Genomic DNA, 16,489 nt, shown 5'->3' on the forward strand with positions numbered 1-16,489 from the left:
CCTCTTCCGCCACCGGCCGCAGGCTGCACGGCTGACAACGAGGAATGGACCCGCACCCACCCCTGCTCAATTCATGAACCACTCTTTCATGCGCGCCAGCAGGCTCTTGAAATTACCTGTCTGGGCGGCAACCTTGCGGCCACGCACGCGCTGCATGCGCGCTTCCTGCAACAAGCCCATCACCGTCGAGAAACGCGGATTGCGCATCACGTCGGCCAGGCTGCCTTCGTACTCGGGTACCGCGACGCGCACCGGCTTGAGGAACACATCCTCGGCCAGTTCGATCATCCCGGGCAGTTGCGCCGAGCCGCCGGTCAGCACCACACCGGAGGCGAGCAGATCCTCGTATCCGGAGTCGCGCACGACCTGTTGCACCAGCGAAAACAGTTCTTCGACACGCGGCTCGATCACCGCGCCCAGCGCCTGGCGCTTGACCTGGCGCGGGCCACGATCGCCCAGCCCAGGCACCTCGACGGTCTCGTCCGGGCTGGCCAGCACCTGCTTGGCCACGCCATAGCGCAGCTTGATTTCTTCAGCGTCCGGCGTGGGCGTGCGCAGCATCGCCGCGATGTCGTTGGTGATCTGGTCACCAGCGATGGGGATCACAGCGGTATGCCGGATGGCCCCGCCCGTGAAGATGGCCACATCCGTGGTACCGCCTCCGATGTCGACCAGCACCACGCCCAGCTCCTTCTCGTCTGCCGTCAGGCAGGCAAGACTGGAGGCCAGAGGCTGCAGGATCAGATCCTGGACTTCCAGGCCGCAACGGCGCACGCACTTGACGATGTTCTGCGCCGCGCTGACCGCGCCGGTGACGATGTGCACGCGCACCTCGAGGCGCAAGCCGCTCATGCCGATAGGCTCGCGGATATCTTCCTGGCCGTCGACGATGAATTCCTGCGTCAGCACATGCAGAACCTGCTGGTCGGTCGGGATGTTCACCGCCTTGGCCGTCTCGATCACACGCGCCACGTCGGTCGCGGTGACTTCCTTGTCCTTGACCGCGACCATGCCGCTCGAGTTGAAAGAGCGGATGTGGCTGCCGGCGATGCCGGTATAGACGTCGCGGATTTTGCAATCTGCCATCAGCTCGGCTTCTTCGAGCGCGCGCTGAATGGAGTTGACGGTGGTCTCGATATTGACCACTACGCCCTTGCGCATGCCGCGCGACTCGTGCTGCCCCAGCCCGAGTACTTCGAAGCGGCCTTCGGGCAGGATTTCGGCCACCACCGCAATCACCTTGCTGGTGCCGATATCGAGGGCGACGATTAGGTCCTTGATGTCACGGGTCATGGCGTCAATTTTTCTTGGCAGGTTTCGATTTGGAATGTGATTTGTTTTCCGACGGCGGCAAGGGCGCGAGCGCCAGGGCGAAGCCGTTGGGGTAACGCAGGTCCGCGCCCGTCACGGTGCGCCCTTCCAGATGGCCGGCCACACCCGGCCAGACTTGCACGAAGCGTTGGATGCGCGCGGCAAACGGCAGCGCGCCGGGCAAACCGTGCGGGTCGGGTGCATCGGCACCCGGATCGCGACCCAGATCCAGTGTCATGCCATTGGAGAGCACGGCTTTCCAGGCATAGCGCGGGCTCAATTCGAGTTCCTTGACGTGCAGATCGAGCGGCGCGAACCAGCGCGCCAGCTCCGCATACCGCTGAACCACCAGGCTCTCCGCACCATCCGGACCCGCGAACTGCGGCAAGGCATCCTCGTCCTCCAACTCGCCGGTGTTGGCAGTGAAGGACTCGCCCCAGGTGTTGATCATCTGGTTTTCGTTCCAGAGCGCCAGGGGCTGCTGCTCCTCGACCCGCACGCGCAGGATGTTCGGCCAAATGCGGCGCACGGTGGCATGGCGCACCCATGGCACCGATTCGAAAATCTCGCGTGCCTCGTCCAGATCCACGGTAAAGAAATTGCCCTTGAAGCGGCCGGCAATGGCCGAGCGCACCGCGCCGGGCGACACATAATGCAGCTCGCTGTCCGGCATGGGCTCGAGCTCCACGGCGGCCAGATTGAAATAGGGCCGTTGCGCCACCCACGCCACGCCAGACAGCAGCAAGGCAGCAACCGCCAGCACGGCAAGCGTGTTGGCGATCAGGTTGATGGTGCGAGCCTCGTTCCACACAGGGGATCCTATTGTTCAGTACGCGCCGCAGCGCGCAGCTTGCAGGAGGCTTCGGCCAGAATGGCCACGCAAAGGTCGGCGTAGTTCAGGCCGACCGCGCGAGCAGCCATGGGGACCAAGGAGTGGCTTGTCATGCCAGGCGATGTATTCAATTCCAGCAGCCAGGGCCGGTTCTGGTCATCGAGGATGAAGTCGGCGCGCCCCCATCCTTCGCAACCCAGAACACGATAGGCCAGCACGGCGATTCGCTCGACGTCCGCGGCCACGCCCTCGGGCAGATCGGCCGGGCAGAAATATTTGGTGTCGTCGGTGAAATACTTATTCTGGTAGTCGTAGTTGCCATCGGGCGCGACGATCTCAATGACAGGCAAGGCGCGGGCGCCCCGCCCGGTGCCCAGCACGGCGACGGTCAACTCGCGGCCGCGCACGAACTGCTCGGCCAGGACGACTTCGTCGAAATGCGATGCAGAGGCGTAAGCCTGCTTGATATCCGAATAGCCGGCGACCTTGGTGATCCCGACCGTCGAACCCTCATGCGGCGGCTTGAGAATGAGCGGCAGCCCCAAACGGTCCGGCACCTGGCGCAGATCGGTCTGCCCATCGATTTCTTCGAAGGCGGGCGTCGGCAGGCCATGCTGCAGCCAGATGCGCTTAGTCAGTATCTTGTCCATCGCCACCGCCGACGCGGCCACGCCACTGCCGGTGTAGGGGATGTTCAGAAGCTCCAGCGCCCCCTGAATGGCGCCATCCTCGCCATAACGGCCATGCAACGCAATGAAGACCCGATCGAATCCTGCCGCCTGCAACTCGGCCAACCCCTGCAAACCGGTATCGAACAGATGAGCATCCACGCCCGCGCTGCGCAGTGCGTCATGCACTCCCGCGCCCGACATCAACGAGACCTCACGCTCGGCGGACCGGCCGCCATAGAGCACGCCAACTTTTCCGAAATCGTGCGTCATGCCCACTCTCCCAACTGGGATGGAACCTTGCTGATGGAACCCGCCCCCATGATGATCAGCACGTCGCCGTCGCGCATGAAACCGCGTACGGTCTGGGGCAGCTCTGTCACATTCTCGACAAACACCGGCTCGACCTTGCCGGTCACGCGCAACGCACGCGACAAGGCGCGCCCATCGGCGGCCACCAAGGGCGCCTCTCCGGCCGCGTAGACCTCGGTCAGCAGCACGGCATCGGCCGTACCCAGAACGCGCACGAAATCTTCGAAGCAATCGCGGGTGCGTGTATAACGATGTGGCTGGAAGGCCAGCACGATGCGCCGTTGCGGCCATGCGCCACGGGCAGCGGCCAGCGTCGCGGCCATTTCCACCGGGTGGTGGCCATAATCGTCGACCACGGTGTACTTGCCGCCTCCGTGCTCGGCCGAAACGGGGAAATCCCCCCATTGCGTGAAGCGACGGCCCACGCCCTTGAAGGCGGCCAGCGCCTGACAGATGGCCTCATCGGATACACCCAGCTCGGAGGCCACGGCGATCGCTGCAAGCGCGTTGCGCACATTGTGCAGACCAGGCAGGTTCAGTTCGACCTCCAGCGTCGGCAACTCGATATCGCGGTCGCGACGGCGCACCGTAAAGCGCATGCGAGTGCCCTCGGCACGCACGTTCTCGGCGCGCACTTGTGCTTCGGCGTTCAATCCATAGGTCGTAATGGGCCGCGACACGAAAGGCATGATTTCGCGCACATTGGCGTCGTCGACGCACAGCACGGCCGAACCGTAGAACGGCAAACGCTGCGTGAACTCGATGAAGGCGCTCTTGAGGCGCGCCACATCGTGCCCATAGGTATCCATGTGATCGGCGTCGATGTTGGTGATGATGGCCATCACCGGCAGGAGATTCAGGAAAGAAGCATCCGACTCATCCGCCTCGACCACGATGAACTCGCCCTGGCCCAGTTGCGCGTTGGCGCCGGCGGAATTCAAGCGCCCGCCGATCACGAAAGTGGGATCCAGTTCACCGGCAGCCAGCACGCTGGCAACCAGGCTGGTCGTGGTGGTTTTGCCATGCGTGCCCGCCACGGCGATGCCGCGCTTGAGCCGCATGAGCTCGGCCAGCATGACCGCGCGCGGCACCACCGGGATGCGTGCGGCACGCGCGGCGATGACCTCGGGGTTGTCGCCGGCCACGGCGGTCGAGGTGACGATGGCATCGGCACCCGCCACGTTCTCGGCCGCATGGCCGATGGCAACCTGCAGCCCCAGATCGGCCAGGCGCCGGGTCACGGCCGACTCGTTCAGATCGGAGCCGCTGACGCGGTAGCCCAGATTGAGCAAAACCTCGGCGATGCCGCTCATGCCCGAGCCGCCCACGCCGACAAAATGGATATGTTGGATACGATGTTTCATGATCGACGCCTCGCTGCCGCCATGCAGACGTCGGCGATATGTTCCGCCGCATCCGGGCGCGCTTGTGCGCGCGCCCGCTCGGCGACGGCTTGAAGTTCAGGACGATTGCGCTGCCCCAGCCAGCCGGCCAGCCATTCTGGGGTAAGAGCGTTTTGCGCTTGCAGCCAGGCAGCCTGCACCTCGCTCAGATAACGGGCATTGGTGGTCTGGTGATCGTCGATGGCATGCGGAAACGGCACGAACAACGCCGCCACGCCCGCTGCAGCCACTTCGGCCACCGTCATGGCGCCCGAACGGCAGATCAGCAGATCCGAATTGGCCAGCGCGCCTGCCATATCCTCGATGAAAGGCAGGCACTCGGCCTGCACGCCAGCCTGCGCGTACGCGGATTGGAGAGCCTGCAAATGCTGAGCGCCCGCCTGGTGAACGACCACCGGCCGCTGCTGCGGTGCAATGCGGGCCAACGCCTGCGGCACCACGGTATTGAGCGCCTGAGCCCCCAACGACCCGCCCACCACCAGGACGCGCAACGGCCCCTGGCGCTCGGCGTAACGCAGCGCCGGCGCAGGCAGCTTGCACACGTCGGCCCGAACGGGGTTACCGACGTCATCCGCGCCCGGCAACACATTCGGAAAGCCCGTGAGCACACGGTTGGCCATGCGCGCCAGCCAGCGATTGGCCGTGCCTGCCACAGCGTTCTGCTCGTGGATCACCATGGGAGTGCGTCGCAATGCCGCGACCAGCCCGCCCGGGAAGGCCACATACCCCCCCATGCCCAGCACCACATCGGGCTTGATGGCCGACAGATGGCCCCAGGCCTGCACCACGGCTCGGGTCAGGAGCAAGGGCAGCTTCACGAGCGCAGCGGCACCGCGCCCCCGTACCCCCCGAAAGCGCAGCGGAGCCAGGGCGATGCCCTGAGCCGGCACGAGCTTGCCTTCCATTTTGTCGGGGTTGCCCAGCCAGCGCACCTGCCAGCCGCGCTGGCGCAGGATATCGGCGACGGCCAGGCCCGGCATGATGTGCCCGCCGGTGCCTCCGGCCATGATGAGAATGGTGGGCGCGCTCATACGCGGCCCCCGCGCATCATCGTGCGGTTCTCGTAGTCGACCCGCAACAGCATGGCCAGGGCGCAGAGGTTCATCACAATGCCCGAACCGCCATAACTCATCAGCGGCAGGGTCAGCCCCTTGGTCGGCAAAAGCCCCAGGCAGACCCCCATGTTGATGAAGGCCTGCACGCCGAACCACATCGCGACGCCATCGGCCAGCAAACCGGCAAAGGTGCGCTCCATCGCGATGGCCTGCCGGCCGATATCGAAACCGCGCTGCACGATGATGCCAAACAGCACAATGACGAGCATGACGCCGGCAAAGCCCAACTCCTCGCCCACGACTGCCATCAAAAAGTCGGTATGCGCCTCGGGCAGGTAATGCAGTTTCTCGACGCTGGCGCCCAGGCCGACCCCGAACCATTCGCCACGTCCCAATGCGATCAGCGAATGAGAGAGCTGGTAGGCACTGCCATAGGCGTTCTCCTGATTCCAGGGATCGAGATAGGCAAACAGCCGGGCGCGGCGCCACGGCGACAGCCAGATCAGCATCAGGAAGGTGCCCACCAGCACCGCCAGAAGACTGCTGAAATACTTGCCATTGATGCCGCCCAGAAACAGGATGCCGATGGCAATGGCGACGATCACCATGAAGGCACCCAGGTCCGGCTCGAGCAGCAACAGCATGCCTACCCCGCCCAGAGCGCATGCCATGGGGAGAAAACCGCGCGCAAAAGCCTGCATGTGCTCCTGCTTGCGCACGGTGTAATCCGCCGCATAGAGAAGAGCGGCCAGTTTCATCAGCTCGGAGGGCTGGAAGTTCAAGGGCCCCAGCGGGATCCAGCGATGCGCGCCATTGACCTCGCGACCAATCCCTGGAATGAGTACGGCCACCAGCAGCACCAGCGACACCATGAATAACGGCATGGCCAGGCGTTGCCAGACACGTATCGGCATGGTCAGGACCACGGCGCCGGCCACCAGGCCGACCGCAACGAAGATCCCATGGCGCAGCACAAAATAGTAGCGGCCGTAAGAGGCATAGCGCGGGCCGTCAGCCAGGCCGATGGACGCCGAATACACCATGAGCAGACCCAGCAGCAGCAGCGTCGAGGCCGCCACGATGAGGGGCAGATCGGTATTGCGCATACGGGTGCGCCCGGGACGCACGGCGTTGACGCTGGCGGTCAGCTCGGCAAACAGGCTCATGCCACCTCTCCCTGATCGCGGGCCAACTCATCGACCTCTTGCGCGAAGACTTCGCCGCGATGAGGATAGTTGCGGAACATATCCAGGCTGGCGCAGGCCGGCGACAGCAGCACGGCATCACCGGCTTGCGCCAGTTCGGCAGAGCGGCGCACGGCCTCGCGCATGTCCTGAGCCTGGACCAAGACCACGCCGGTGTCGGCCAGTATGTCGCCAATGGCCGGGCCGTCGACACCAATCAACACGACGGCACGGGCATGCCGGGCAACGACGGCCCGCAAGGGAGAGAAATCCTGTCCTTTGCCCTGCCCGCCGGCAATCAGCACTACGCTCTGACCCAACCCTTCGAGGGCAGCCACCGTGGCGCCAACATTGGTGCCCTTACTGTCATTGATGTAATCAACGCCGCCTACGTTGCGCACAAAGGCCGCACGGTGCGGCTCGCCGGCATACTCGCGCAACGCGCGCAGCAAGGCTCCCCAGCCCAGCTCGAGCACCCGTGCCAGTTGCAACGCCGCCAGAGCATTGAGCGCGTTGTGCACGCCACGGATGCGCAAGGCATCGACCGGCATCAAGCGGCTCATGCGGCCAGCATTGCGCACAGGCGGCGGCGCGTCCTTTTTGCGGCGCACGGGCGCGGCCTGATCGTCGAAGTCGCTTGGCTCGCAAGCCACCAGCCAGGACACGCCCTGCCCGAGCTCCAGGCCCATATCACCGACCCATTGCGGCAGATCACGCCCGAAGCTGCGCGCGTTCAGGCCCTTGAGGTCGCTGACCATCGCGGTGGTCAGGGGGTCATCGCGATTGACAATCGCCACACACGCCATCGTCAGCAGGCGGGCCTTGGCTTGCGAGTAGGCCTGCATGCTGCCGTGCCAATCCAGATGATCCTGGGTGACATTGAGCACCACGGCAGCATCCGCGCTCAGACTGCGGGTGGTTTCCAACTGGAAGCTGGAAAGCTCCAGCACCCAGACGTCAGGCAGCTGGTCTTGATCCAGAGCCTCCATGAGCGCGGTCAGCGCAGCCGGGCTGATATTGCCTGCCGCACGCACGCTCAGGCCACTGGCCTCGATCAACTGCCGGGTCAGTGCCGTCACCGTGGTTTTGCCATTGGTGCCAGTCACGGCCAGCACGCGTGGCCGGTAGTCGCGTGCCTCAGCCAAACGAGCCAACGCGCGCGCAAACAGTTCGATCTCGCCTACGACCTCGACGCCACGTGTGGCGGCGGCCCTGAGCAGGCTTGCCGCAGGCTCCTGTCCCGGCGACAGCCCTGGGCTGAGCACGAGTTGCGAGACGCCATCGAGCAGCGCTTCATCGAACTGACTGGCGCAGCCCAGATGGTATTGGACGTCAGCCTCGCGCAGCGCCACGCGCAGGGCATCCAGGCCCCCCGGCTGCGTACGCGTGTCAGCCACGCGAAGGCGTGCGCCCTCACGTGCGCACCAGCGCGCAGCGGCCGCGCCCGTCTCGCCCAATCCGAGGATCAGGACCAACGGTGCGTCGGCACGGGAGGTTTCTTCAGTGTTCATCGCAACTTGAGGGTCGAAAGGCCAATCAGCACCAGCATCATGCTGATGATCCAGAAACGTACGACGACCTGGGTTTCCTTCCAGCCGCCAACCTCGAAATGGTGGTGCAGTGGCGCCATCCTGAAGATCCGCCTACCCTGCCCGTATCGTCGCTTTGTGTATTTGAACCAGGCCACCTGCAGCATTACCGACAGGGTTTCGACGACGAACACGCCGCCCATGATGAAGAGCACGATTTCCTGGCGCACGATCACGGCGATCGTCCCCAGGGCTCCGCCCAAGGCCAGCGCGCCGACATCACCCATGAACACTTGCGCCGGGTAGGCGTTGAACCACAAGAACGCCAACCCCGCCCCCCCTATGGCCGCACACAGCACCATGAGTTCGGCAGCTCCCGGGATATAGGGAAACAACAAGTACTTGGAGTAATCGACCCGGCCGACCACGTAGGCAAAAATACCCAGCGCGCCCCCGAGCATGACGGTGGGCATAATGGCCAGGCCATCCAAGCCGTCGGTCAAGTTGACGGCGTTGCTGGTGCCAACGATCACAAACCAGGTCAAGGCCACGAAACCAAGCACGCCGAGCGGATAGCTGACCGACTTGAAAAACGGCACGATCAGATCGGCGCGCGTAGGCAGCGGCATGCTGAATCCGCTGACCACCCAGGCTTTAAAGAGCGGCCACAGCTCCGTGTTGGCCGGTGCCGAGACGGCAAACGCCAGGTAGACCGCGGCCACCAGGCCGATCGTCGCCTGCCAGAAAAACTTCTGCCGCGCAGGCATGCCCTCCGGATCGCGATGCACCACCTTGCGGTAATCATCCATCCAGCCGATCCAGCCAAATCCGAAAGTCACCAGCAGAACCACCCAGACAAAGCGATTGGTCCAGTCGGCCCACAACAAGGTGCTGATGGCGATAGAAATCAGAATGAGCGCTCCGCCCATGGTGGGCGTGCCGGTTTTGACCAGATGGGTCTGAGGGCCGTAGGCGCGTACGGCCTGGCCGATTTTCATTTCCGTCAGCTTGCGAATCACCCGCGGACCCGCGGCCAGACCAATGAGCAAGGCCGTGGCGCACGCCAGCACGGCGCGCAAGGTGATGTACTCCAGCACCCCGATGGCGCGTACATCGTCAGACAACCAACGAGCGATCTCAAGCAGCATGCTTGTCCTCTTGGCCGAGGGCCGTCTGGTTGTCGTTCACAGAAAAAGCCGTCACTACCCGCTCCATGCGCATAAAGCGCGAACCTTTAACCAATACGCTGGCCGCACCCAGGCCGCGCAATGCGGCAACGACTTCGTCTACCGATGCGCAGGCGAGCGCCGTCGCGCCGAATTCGGCAGCGGCCGCACGGCTGGCGTCACCTAGCGTGAACAGCGCGTCGATCCCATGATCGCGCGCATACCCGCCGACCTCTCGGTGCATGGCGGGCCCGTTGTCCCCGACTTCGCCCATGTCCCCGAGCACGAGTGCGCGCGGGCCGGGCAGTTGCGCGAGAACCTCGATGGCCGCGCGTACCGAATCGGGGTTCGCATTGTAGGTGTCATCAATGAGCAGCGTTCCGTCACTCATTTCCTTGCGTTGCATGCGGCCCTTGACCGCAGCAAAGCCCTGCAGGGCACGAATCGCGCTGGCCAAAGGCGCTCCTGCGGCCAGCGCGCAGGCAATCGCGGCCAACGCGTTGCGCAAGTTGTGCTCACCAGGCACGGGCAATGCCAGTTCTGCCACCCCGGCCGGTGTTACCACCCGACACAAGGTGCCCATCAGATCGGCGCGCACATCTTGCGCGTAGACATCGAGACCGGGCTGCAGACCGAAACGCAATACACGCCGCGCACCGGCCAATTCGTCCCAAACGGCGGTATAACGATCATCGCCGGGATAGACAGCCACCCCATCGTCCGGCAATGCCGCAATCACCGCTCCGTTTTCGCGCGCGACCGCCTCGACGGTATGCATGAACTCCTGGTGCTCGCGTTGGGCGTTGTTGACCAGAGCCACCGATGGCTGGGCCATTTGCGCCAGGAGTGCGATTTCGCCGGGATGGTTCATGCCCAGTTCGAAGACGGCGGCACGATGCTCCTGGCGCAGCCGCAACAGCGTCAGCGGCAAGCCGATGTCATTGTTGAAATTGCCGGCCGTCGCCAGGCGATGTGCCTGGCCCTGCCAATCGGCCAGAACGGCCGAGATCATTTCCTTGGTGGTGGTTTTGCCATTGCTGCCCGTCACGGCAATCGCAGGCAGCACAAAGCGCGACCGCCAGGCTTTAGCCAGACGTCCAAGTGCCTGACGAGTGTCACCGAGCACCAGTTGCGGCAGCGCCGCGTCGGCCACGGCATGCGCGACCACGGCGGCGCACGCTCCGGCGGCTGCAGCCTGGGCCAGATAGTCATGACCATCAAAGGACTCGCCAGCCAACGCCACAAAAAGTTGCCCGGCAGCGATACTGCGAGTGTCGGTCGACACACCGCTGACATGAGACAACGCAAAAGCGGCGCGCGCCCACTCACGATCATCGAAGGCGACCTTGCGGCCCGCGATTTCCTGGTAGGTTTCGTGCCCCTTGCCGGCCAGCAGAACGATGTCTTCGGGTCTGCTGGCCCAGATGGTCTGCAAAATGGCCAACGCACGGTCGACCTGGGTCTGAACAGAACCGCTTTGCCCCACCCCTGCCAGTATCTGCTCGATGATGGCTTGCGGGGATTCGCTGCGCGGGTTGTCGCTGGAGACGATGATCCGGTCGGCCAGCCCTGAGGCAATTCGACCCATTTCGGGGCGCTTGCCAGGATCCCGGTCTCCGCCGCAACCGAACAGGCACACGAGCGCGCCACCGCGCGCCTGCGCGACAGGCCGCAACGCCGATAGCGCGCGCGCCAAGGCGTCTGGCGTGTGGGCGTAATCCACCACGACCAGAGGCGATGTCAAGGGCGCCGCCAATGGCAGCGCCGTGACCGTCTGAAGCCGGCCGTCGACGGCTGCGGCCGCTGCGATCTGACGCGTGACCGCCGAGACAGGCCAGCCCAGCTTCAGCAGCATGCCCGCCACCAACAGCAGATTGGACACATTGTGCCGCCCCAATAGCGACGTGACGACCTGAGCCTCCCCCTGCGCCGTCCTCAATGTGAAGACCTGCCCATGCGCGGTAGCCTGCAGATCGCAGACATAGATCTCTGCGTCAGCGGATTCGATCGAGTATCCGCTGGCAAGCCCCGCCGGCAGGGTGGCCAGCAAACGTTGGCCGGCGGGATCGTCGGCGTTGATCACCGCGGCCTGCAGCCCGGGCCAATTGAACAGCAAAGCCTTGGCGGCTTCGTAGTTCTGCATCGTCCCGTGGTAGTCGAGGTGATCTCTTGTCAGATTCGTAAAGCCGGCGACAACCAGACGCACGTGGTCCATGCGCCCCTGTTCCAGCCCGATGGACGACGCCTCCATGGCGACCGCCTGCGCGCCGGCATCACGCATGGCCGCCAGCCAGCGGTGCACGGTGACCACATCCGGCGTGGTCAGGCTGCCGCCCAACGAGCGGCCGTCCGGCAATACGCCGCCCAAGGTGCCTATCGTGCCGCAAGGCTTGCCCAGACCGGTCAGAGCCTGAGCCAGCCAGTGCACGCACGATGTCTTGCCATTGGTGCCGGTGACGGCCAGCACGTTCAGGCTGGCCGAAGGCTCGCCGTACCAGGCGTCAGCCAGCGCTCCGAGCATGGCGCGCAAGCCTGCCACGGCCATCAGGCGGGTGTCTCGCGGCAAGCTCAGACTCAGCCCATCGGCGTCATAGACCACTGCCGCCGCGCCCGCAGCCAGCGCCTGCTCGATATAAAGGCGGCCATCGCCATGCACGCCGCGGCACGCGAGGAACACGTCGCCTGGACGCACCTCGCGCGAGTCCAGGTGCAGGTCGGCCTGCGCCCCCACTCGGCCGCGCAGGTCCTGCAAGACCGGCTGAACGCTCCCGGCGACGGTGCGTACGTGACTCATCGCGCGCCCCCGCCCTCGACCCCGGCCACGATGGTGGACTCGAACGGCGCATCGGGTTGCACACCCATCAGGCGCAGCGTACCGCCGACGATGCTGGAAAACACCGGCGCGGCGATGGCACCGCCGTAATAGCCGCCGACCTGCGGCTCATCGATGGACACTGCCACCACGACCTTGGGATTGGAGACTGGCGCAAAACCCACGAAGGAGCTGCGATAACGGTGGGTGCTGTACTTGCCGTCGACAATTTTGCGTGCGGTGCCGCTCTTGCCGGCCACGCGATAGCCCTGCACCTGTGCGGCTTTCGCACCATCCGGGCCGGCAGCGGCCTCGAGCATGGAGCGGATCAAGGCGGTCGTTTTAGGCGAATAGATTTTTACGCTGGTCGGGTCGCTATCGCGCTTGACCAAGGTCAGCGACACCATGTCGCCATCGCGGGCGAAGGTCGTATAGGCCCGCGCGACTTGCAGCAGCGACACCGACAGGCCATAACCGTAAGCCATCGTGGCTTTCTCGATCAGGCGCCAGCGGTCCCATGGCCGCAAACGGCCGGGGGCCGCACCCGGGAAGCCCAATTGCGGTGCCTGTCCAAGGCCCAACTCCGTGAAACGATCCCACATTTCACGGGCCTGCAGCTTCTCGGAAATCATGGTCATGCCGATATTGCTGGAGCGGCGCAGCACCCCAGCCACGTCCAGCATGCCATTGCGGCTGACATCGCTGATGGTGGAGCCCTGGTACTGAAACCGCCCGTTGCCCGTATCGAACATGGTCGAGGTGCTGATGCGCCCCAGATCCAACGCCAGGGCTGCAGTGAAGGGCTTCATGATGGAGCCCGGCTCGAAGGTATCGGTAATGGCCTGATTGCGCAGCGTGGTGACTTTCCAGTTCTCGCGGCGATTCGGGTCATACGACGGCAGATTGGCCAGGGCAAGCACCTCACCGGTGTGCACGTCCAGCACGACGGCCGTGGCAGCGCGTGCCTGGTGCTTATCCAGGGCGTTCTGCAGCTCTTTGTAGACCAGGTACTGCAGACGGGTGTCGATGGACAGCCGCAGATCACGGCCGTCGACTGGCAGTGTGACGGCCTGCACATCCTCGATGACGCGCCCGAGGCGATCCTTGATCACGCGCCGTGAGCCCGGCCGGCCGGAGAGCTGCTGGTTGAAGGTCAGCTCAACGCCTTCCTGCCCCTGATCCTCTACGTTATTAAAGCCCACGATGTGGGCTGTCACTTCGCCTTCAGGGTAATAGCGGCGAGACTCGGGCTGCTGATGAATGCCAGGCAAGCCCATCTGCTTGACCTTGTCGGCCACATCCATGGGCACCTGGCGCTTGATGTAGACGAAATTTCGGTCATCGTCGGTCAGCCGGCGGCGCAACTCCGCTGCCGGAATCTCCAGCAGCTTGCCCAGCGTATTGATCTGCTCTGGGGTGGCGACCTTGGCGTCCTCCGGAATGGCCCAGATGGCGCGTGCCGGGACGCTGGAGGCCAGCACCACATTGTTACGATCCAGAATCTTGCCACGTGTGGCCGACAGCGTCAGCGTGCGCTCATAGCGCCGCTCGCCCTGCTGCTGCAGAAATTCGTTGGTCAAGCCTTGCAGAAACAACGCTCGGCCGGCCAGCACGGCCAGCCCCGCGAACAGCATGATCAGCACCAGGCGCGCACGCCACATCGGTAACTGGCCGCGCAACACGGGGTTGTCGAAGAAAGGAACACGTTTCACTGTGCGCCTCCTACGATCGGAGCCGGCTGCACCATATAGATGGTGCGGTCCGGCACGATGGGAATCATCTTCAAGTCTTCACGCGCGGCACGGTCAACACGCGCGTTGCGCGCCAACTCCGCCCGCTCGAGTTGCAGCCTGCGCCAGTTGGTATCCAGATCGCGCGCTTCGGCCTGCCCACGCCCCAACTCGATATAGAGTTGGCGCGCCTGGTAGCGGCTCGTGACCAGAGAGATGGCCGAGAGCATCAGCAAAGCAGCAACGATGAGGCTGGCGCGACCCATCAGCGGCGCCTCCCCTTGGCCGCTGGCGCGGCACCTGGCACTGCCGGCACAAAGCCGGCGGCTCCGTCAGCGGGCAGCGACTGCGCCGTGCGCTCGGCCGCACGCAAAATGGCCGAACGCGAACGCGCGTTACCGGCGACTTCTTCGTCATCGGCCACGACTTTGCCCAGTGATTGCAAAATGGGTTGGGGCAATTCGCTTTCCCGCAGAGGCAGGCGCGGATGCGCGGCAGCGGGCCGGGCCGCCGCCGCGATGCACTGCTTGACCATCCGATCTTCCAGCGAGTGAAAACTGATCACTGCCAACCTCCCCCCTGGGGCAAGCAGCTCTATAGCTGACGCGAGGGCGCGCGCGAGCTCTTCGAGTTCCCGATTGATGTAAATCCGTAAAGCTTGAAAGGTGCGTGTGGCCGGATGCTGCCCCTTTTCGCGCGTGCGGACGGCGCTGGCGACGCACTCGGCAAGCTCGAGCGTGGTGCGCAGCGGCCGTGTTGCGCAGCGAGCAGCAATCGCCTTTGCAACCTGAAAAGCAAACCGTTCTTCGCCATAATCTGCGATCACCTCCCGCATCTCTTCCACACTGGCTTGCGCCAGCCATTCCGCAACCGTGGGGCCACGGCTCGTATCCATCCGCATATCCAGCGGGCCATCTCTCATGAAAGAGAAGCCCCGCTGCGCGTCATCGATCTGAGGTGACGACACACCCAGATCCAGCATCACGCCATCGACCTGTTCGATGCCGCGATCCATCAAAGCTTCGGCCATGGTGGCAAAGCCCCCATGCACCACCTGCACCCGCCCATCCTCAGCGGCCAAGGCCTGGGCCACCGCAATGGCCTGAGGGTCTTTATCGAACACCACCAGGCGCGCCTGGGGTCCGAGCCGGCTGAGCAGCTCGCGGCTGTGGCCGCCACGGCCAAACGTGCCATCCACGAACGTGCCGCCAGCGCGCCGGCTTTCTGCGGCCGCCTCATCCCGGGGCCGTGTGCGAGAGGCGCCCCTGCCGCCAAAATCGGCTTGCAGCAAGGCATCCACCGTCGGCTCCAGCAGAACGGGCCGGTGCTCGAATTCCATAGTCGGTTTCAGAACGAAAACTGATTCAACACGTCCGGCATCCCCTGGGCCATATCTTCCGCCTCGCGGCGGGCCAGGGAAGCGGCATCCCAGAGCTCGAAGTGCGCGCCCATACCGAGCAGCATCACGTCGCGCGTCATTCCGGAAGCGTTGCGCAGTTCAGGAGCGATGAGGACCCGGCCGGAACCGTCGATCTCAACGTCCTGGGCATTTCCTAATAGCAGCCGCTGCAAACCGCGCGCCGACATCGGAAAGGCCGCGATTTGCTCGCGCTTCTTTTCCCACTCGGGTCGCGGATAGACCAGCAAGCAGCCATCCGGATGGCGAGTCAGGGTCAGCCGGCCTTCGGCCTGCGACACCAGGGCGTCACGATGCCGGGTCGGGATCGAGATCCGGCCCTTGGCATCCAACGTGAGCGCGCTGCTTCCCTGAAACACGGATCTGCCCCACTTAATTGCACAAATTCCTACTTTTTCCCACTCTACGGGAAGGCTTAGGAAGGGTCAAGCCAGCGGTTGCAATTTTTTCAATCACAATAAGGACTTAGAGCAATTTGTAAATGAGGGAACAGAGAAAACATCCTGATAAATCAGCATGTTGCGCCGCGAACTCAAAGTCCTTAATCAAGAAGTGATCACAAACAAGTGGTTTCTCGCTCGGACGAGCCGACAGATCAGGGCGGCAAAGGGCAGCGGCCGGCTCAAAGGCCGGCCGCGATGCGATGAATAAAAAGCAGAGCAGATCTATAGGCCGGATTCTGTACGCCAGGCTACCCTGGCGGGCAATCATTCCTCTGGGCGAACCATTGCTGGAACGCTCTAGCCACCTACCCGCATACTCGAGCGAGCCGCTCTTCCAGGCCCGAAGGCCGTGCGCATGCCTATTTGATGTTGCTCCGGATAGAGGTTGCCGCGTTTCACCCTGCGACGCCGGCAGCCGTTTCCAGCTGTCACGGCACGGAGTGGCCGTGCCGGTGCATTCTTGCGAATGCCCGCCCCGCAGACTCGTCTCTGTGGCCCTAGTCCTCGGCTTGATGCTTGCGCACCTCGCCGGACGGCCGTTAGCCGCTATCCTGCCCTGTGGAGTCCGGACCTTCCTCGATGAACTGGTCACCGCGATTGCCCGATCTGCCCTGCGGCCGGCATTGT

13 protein-coding genes and 1 other RNA gene are annotated in these 16,489 nt (G+C 64.2%); all 14 read right to left on the reverse strand.

The genetic code is table 11. From position 1 onward, the window contains the following. Positions 1-66: 66 nt before the first annotated feature. Positions 67-1,293, reverse strand: a complete 1,227-nt coding sequence (ftsA, locus tag LK440_RS13095) for a cell division protein FtsA (RefSeq protein ID WP_005011957.1) — start codon at positions 1,291-1,293, stop codon at positions 67-69. A 4-nt stretch (positions 1,294-1,297) separates the two neighbouring features. Next, positions 1,298-2,122, reverse strand: a complete 825-nt coding sequence (locus LK440_RS13100) for a cell division protein FtsQ/DivIB (RefSeq protein ID WP_005011954.1) — start codon at positions 2,120-2,122, stop codon at positions 1,298-1,300. Between the two features lie 8 nt (positions 2,123-2,130). Further along, a complete protein-coding gene (locus LK440_RS13105; protein WP_005011952.1) occupies positions 2,131-3,084 on the reverse strand; it encodes a D-alanine--D-alanine ligase in 954 nt (317 codons plus the stop codon). Beyond that, positions 3,081-4,487 carry a UDP-N-acetylmuramate--L-alanine ligase gene (gene murC, locus LK440_RS13110; RefSeq protein WP_005011951.1) on the reverse strand — a complete coding sequence of 469 codons (1,407 nt, stop codon included), beginning with the start codon at positions 4,485-4,487 and terminating at the stop codon, positions 3,081-3,083. Before murC ends, LK440_RS13105 begins: the two co-directional genes overlap by 4 nt. Further along, positions 4,484-5,557: an undecaprenyldiphospho-muramoylpentapeptide beta-N-acetylglucosaminyltransferase gene (gene murG, locus LK440_RS13115; protein WP_005011950.1), complete on the reverse strand. Its 1,074-nt coding sequence runs from the start codon at positions 5,555-5,557 to the stop codon at positions 4,484-4,486. The genes murC and murG overlap by 4 nt, the downstream gene beginning before the upstream one ends. Next, positions 5,554-6,747 (reverse strand): putative lipid II flippase FtsW, encoded by a 1,194-nt coding sequence (gene ftsW / locus LK440_RS13120; protein ID WP_005011949.1) that lies wholly within the window; start codon positions 6,745-6,747, stop codon positions 5,554-5,556. The genes murG and ftsW overlap by 4 nt, the downstream gene beginning before the upstream one ends. Continuing rightward, a complete protein-coding gene (gene murD / locus LK440_RS13125) occupies positions 6,744-8,276 on the reverse strand; it encodes a UDP-N-acetylmuramoyl-L-alanine--D-glutamate ligase (RefSeq protein WP_005011948.1) in 1,533 nt (510 codons plus the stop codon). Before murD ends, ftsW begins: the two co-directional genes overlap by 4 nt. Next, positions 8,273-9,442, reverse strand: a complete 1,170-nt coding sequence (mraY, locus tag LK440_RS13130) for a phospho-N-acetylmuramoyl-pentapeptide-transferase (protein WP_005011947.1) — start codon at positions 9,440-9,442, stop codon at positions 8,273-8,275. The genes murD and mraY overlap by 4 nt, the downstream gene beginning before the upstream one ends. After that, a complete protein-coding gene (gene murF / locus LK440_RS13135; RefSeq protein ID WP_005018819.1) occupies positions 9,432-12,254 on the reverse strand; it encodes a bifunctional UDP-N-acetylmuramoyl-L-alanyl-D-glutamate--2,6-diaminopimelate ligase MurE/UDP-N-acetylmuramoyl-tripeptide--D-alanyl-D-alanine ligase MurF in 2,823 nt (940 codons plus the stop codon). The genes mraY and murF overlap by 11 nt, the downstream gene beginning before the upstream one ends. Further along, positions 12,251-13,984 carry a peptidoglycan D,D-transpeptidase FtsI family protein gene (locus LK440_RS13140; RefSeq protein WP_005018817.1) on the reverse strand — a complete coding sequence of 578 codons (1,734 nt, stop codon included), beginning with the start codon at positions 13,982-13,984 and terminating at the stop codon, positions 12,251-12,253. Before LK440_RS13140 ends, murF begins: the two co-directional genes overlap by 4 nt. Continuing rightward, positions 13,981-14,268 (reverse strand): cell division protein FtsL, encoded by a 288-nt coding sequence (ftsL, locus tag LK440_RS13145; protein ID WP_005011928.1) that lies wholly within the window; start codon positions 14,266-14,268, stop codon positions 13,981-13,983. The genes LK440_RS13140 and ftsL overlap by 4 nt, the downstream gene beginning before the upstream one ends. After that, complete coding sequence (gene rsmH, locus LK440_RS13150) at positions 14,268-15,341, reverse strand: 16S rRNA (cytosine(1402)-N(4))-methyltransferase RsmH (RefSeq protein WP_005011927.1); 1,074 nt, start codon at positions 15,339-15,341, stop codon at positions 14,268-14,270. The genes ftsL and rsmH overlap by 1 nt, the downstream gene beginning before the upstream one ends. A gap of 8 nt (positions 15,342-15,349) precedes the next feature. Next, on the reverse strand, positions 15,350-15,778 hold the full coding sequence (mraZ, locus tag LK440_RS13155; RefSeq protein WP_005011924.1) for a division/cell wall cluster transcriptional repressor MraZ: 429 nt from the start codon (positions 15,776-15,778) through the stop codon (positions 15,350-15,352). Between the two features lie 293 nt (positions 15,779-16,071). Further along, positions 16,072-16,475: RNase P RNA component class A (gene rnpB, locus LK440_RS13160), an RNA gene on the reverse strand. Positions 16,476-16,489: the final 14 nt, after the last annotated feature.

Origin of the sequence: Bordetella holmesii (assembly GCF_020735985.1) — a bacterium.
Taxonomy (GTDB): domain Bacteria; phylum Pseudomonadota; class Gammaproteobacteria; order Burkholderiales; family Burkholderiaceae_B; genus Bordetella; species Bordetella holmesii.

What these genes read in the sequence shown, in the direction of transcription:
- ftsW (WP_005011949.1), bottom strand. Translation starts at nt 6,747, where the DNA reads ATGAGCCTGTTTGCCGAGCTGACCGCCAGCGTCAACGCCGTGCGTCCC.
- murD (WP_005011948.1), bottom strand. Translation starts at nt 8,276, where the DNA reads ATGAACACTGAAGAAACCTCCCGTGCCGACGCACCGTTGGTCCTGATC.
- rsmH (WP_005011927.1), bottom strand. Translation starts at nt 15,341, where the DNA reads ATGGAATTCGAGCACCGGCCCGTTCTGCTGGAGCCGACGGTGGATGCC.
- mraY (WP_005011947.1), bottom strand. Translation starts at nt 9,442, where the DNA reads ATGCTGCTTGAGATCGCTCGTTGGTTGTCTGACGATGTACGCGCCATC.
- ftsA (WP_005011957.1), bottom strand. Translation starts at nt 1,293, where the DNA reads ATGACCCGTGACATCAAGGACCTAATCGTCGCCCTCGATATCGGCACC.
- murC (WP_005011951.1), bottom strand. Translation starts at nt 4,487, where the DNA reads ATGAAACATCGTATCCAACATATCCATTTTGTCGGCGTGGGCGGCTCG.
- LK440_RS13105 (WP_005011952.1), bottom strand. Translation starts at nt 3,084, where the DNA reads ATGACGCACGATTTCGGAAAAGTTGGCGTGCTCTATGGCGGCCGGTCC.
- murG (WP_005011950.1), bottom strand. Translation starts at nt 5,557, where the DNA reads ATGAGCGCGCCCACCATTCTCATCATGGCCGGAGGCACCGGCGGGCAC.
- murF (WP_005018819.1), bottom strand. Translation starts at nt 12,254, where the DNA reads ATGAGTCACGTACGCACCGTCGCCGGGAGCGTTCAGCCGGTCTTGCAG.
- ftsL (WP_005011928.1), bottom strand. Translation starts at nt 14,268, where the DNA reads ATGGGTCGCGCCAGCCTCATCGTTGCTGCTTTGCTGATGCTCTCGGCC.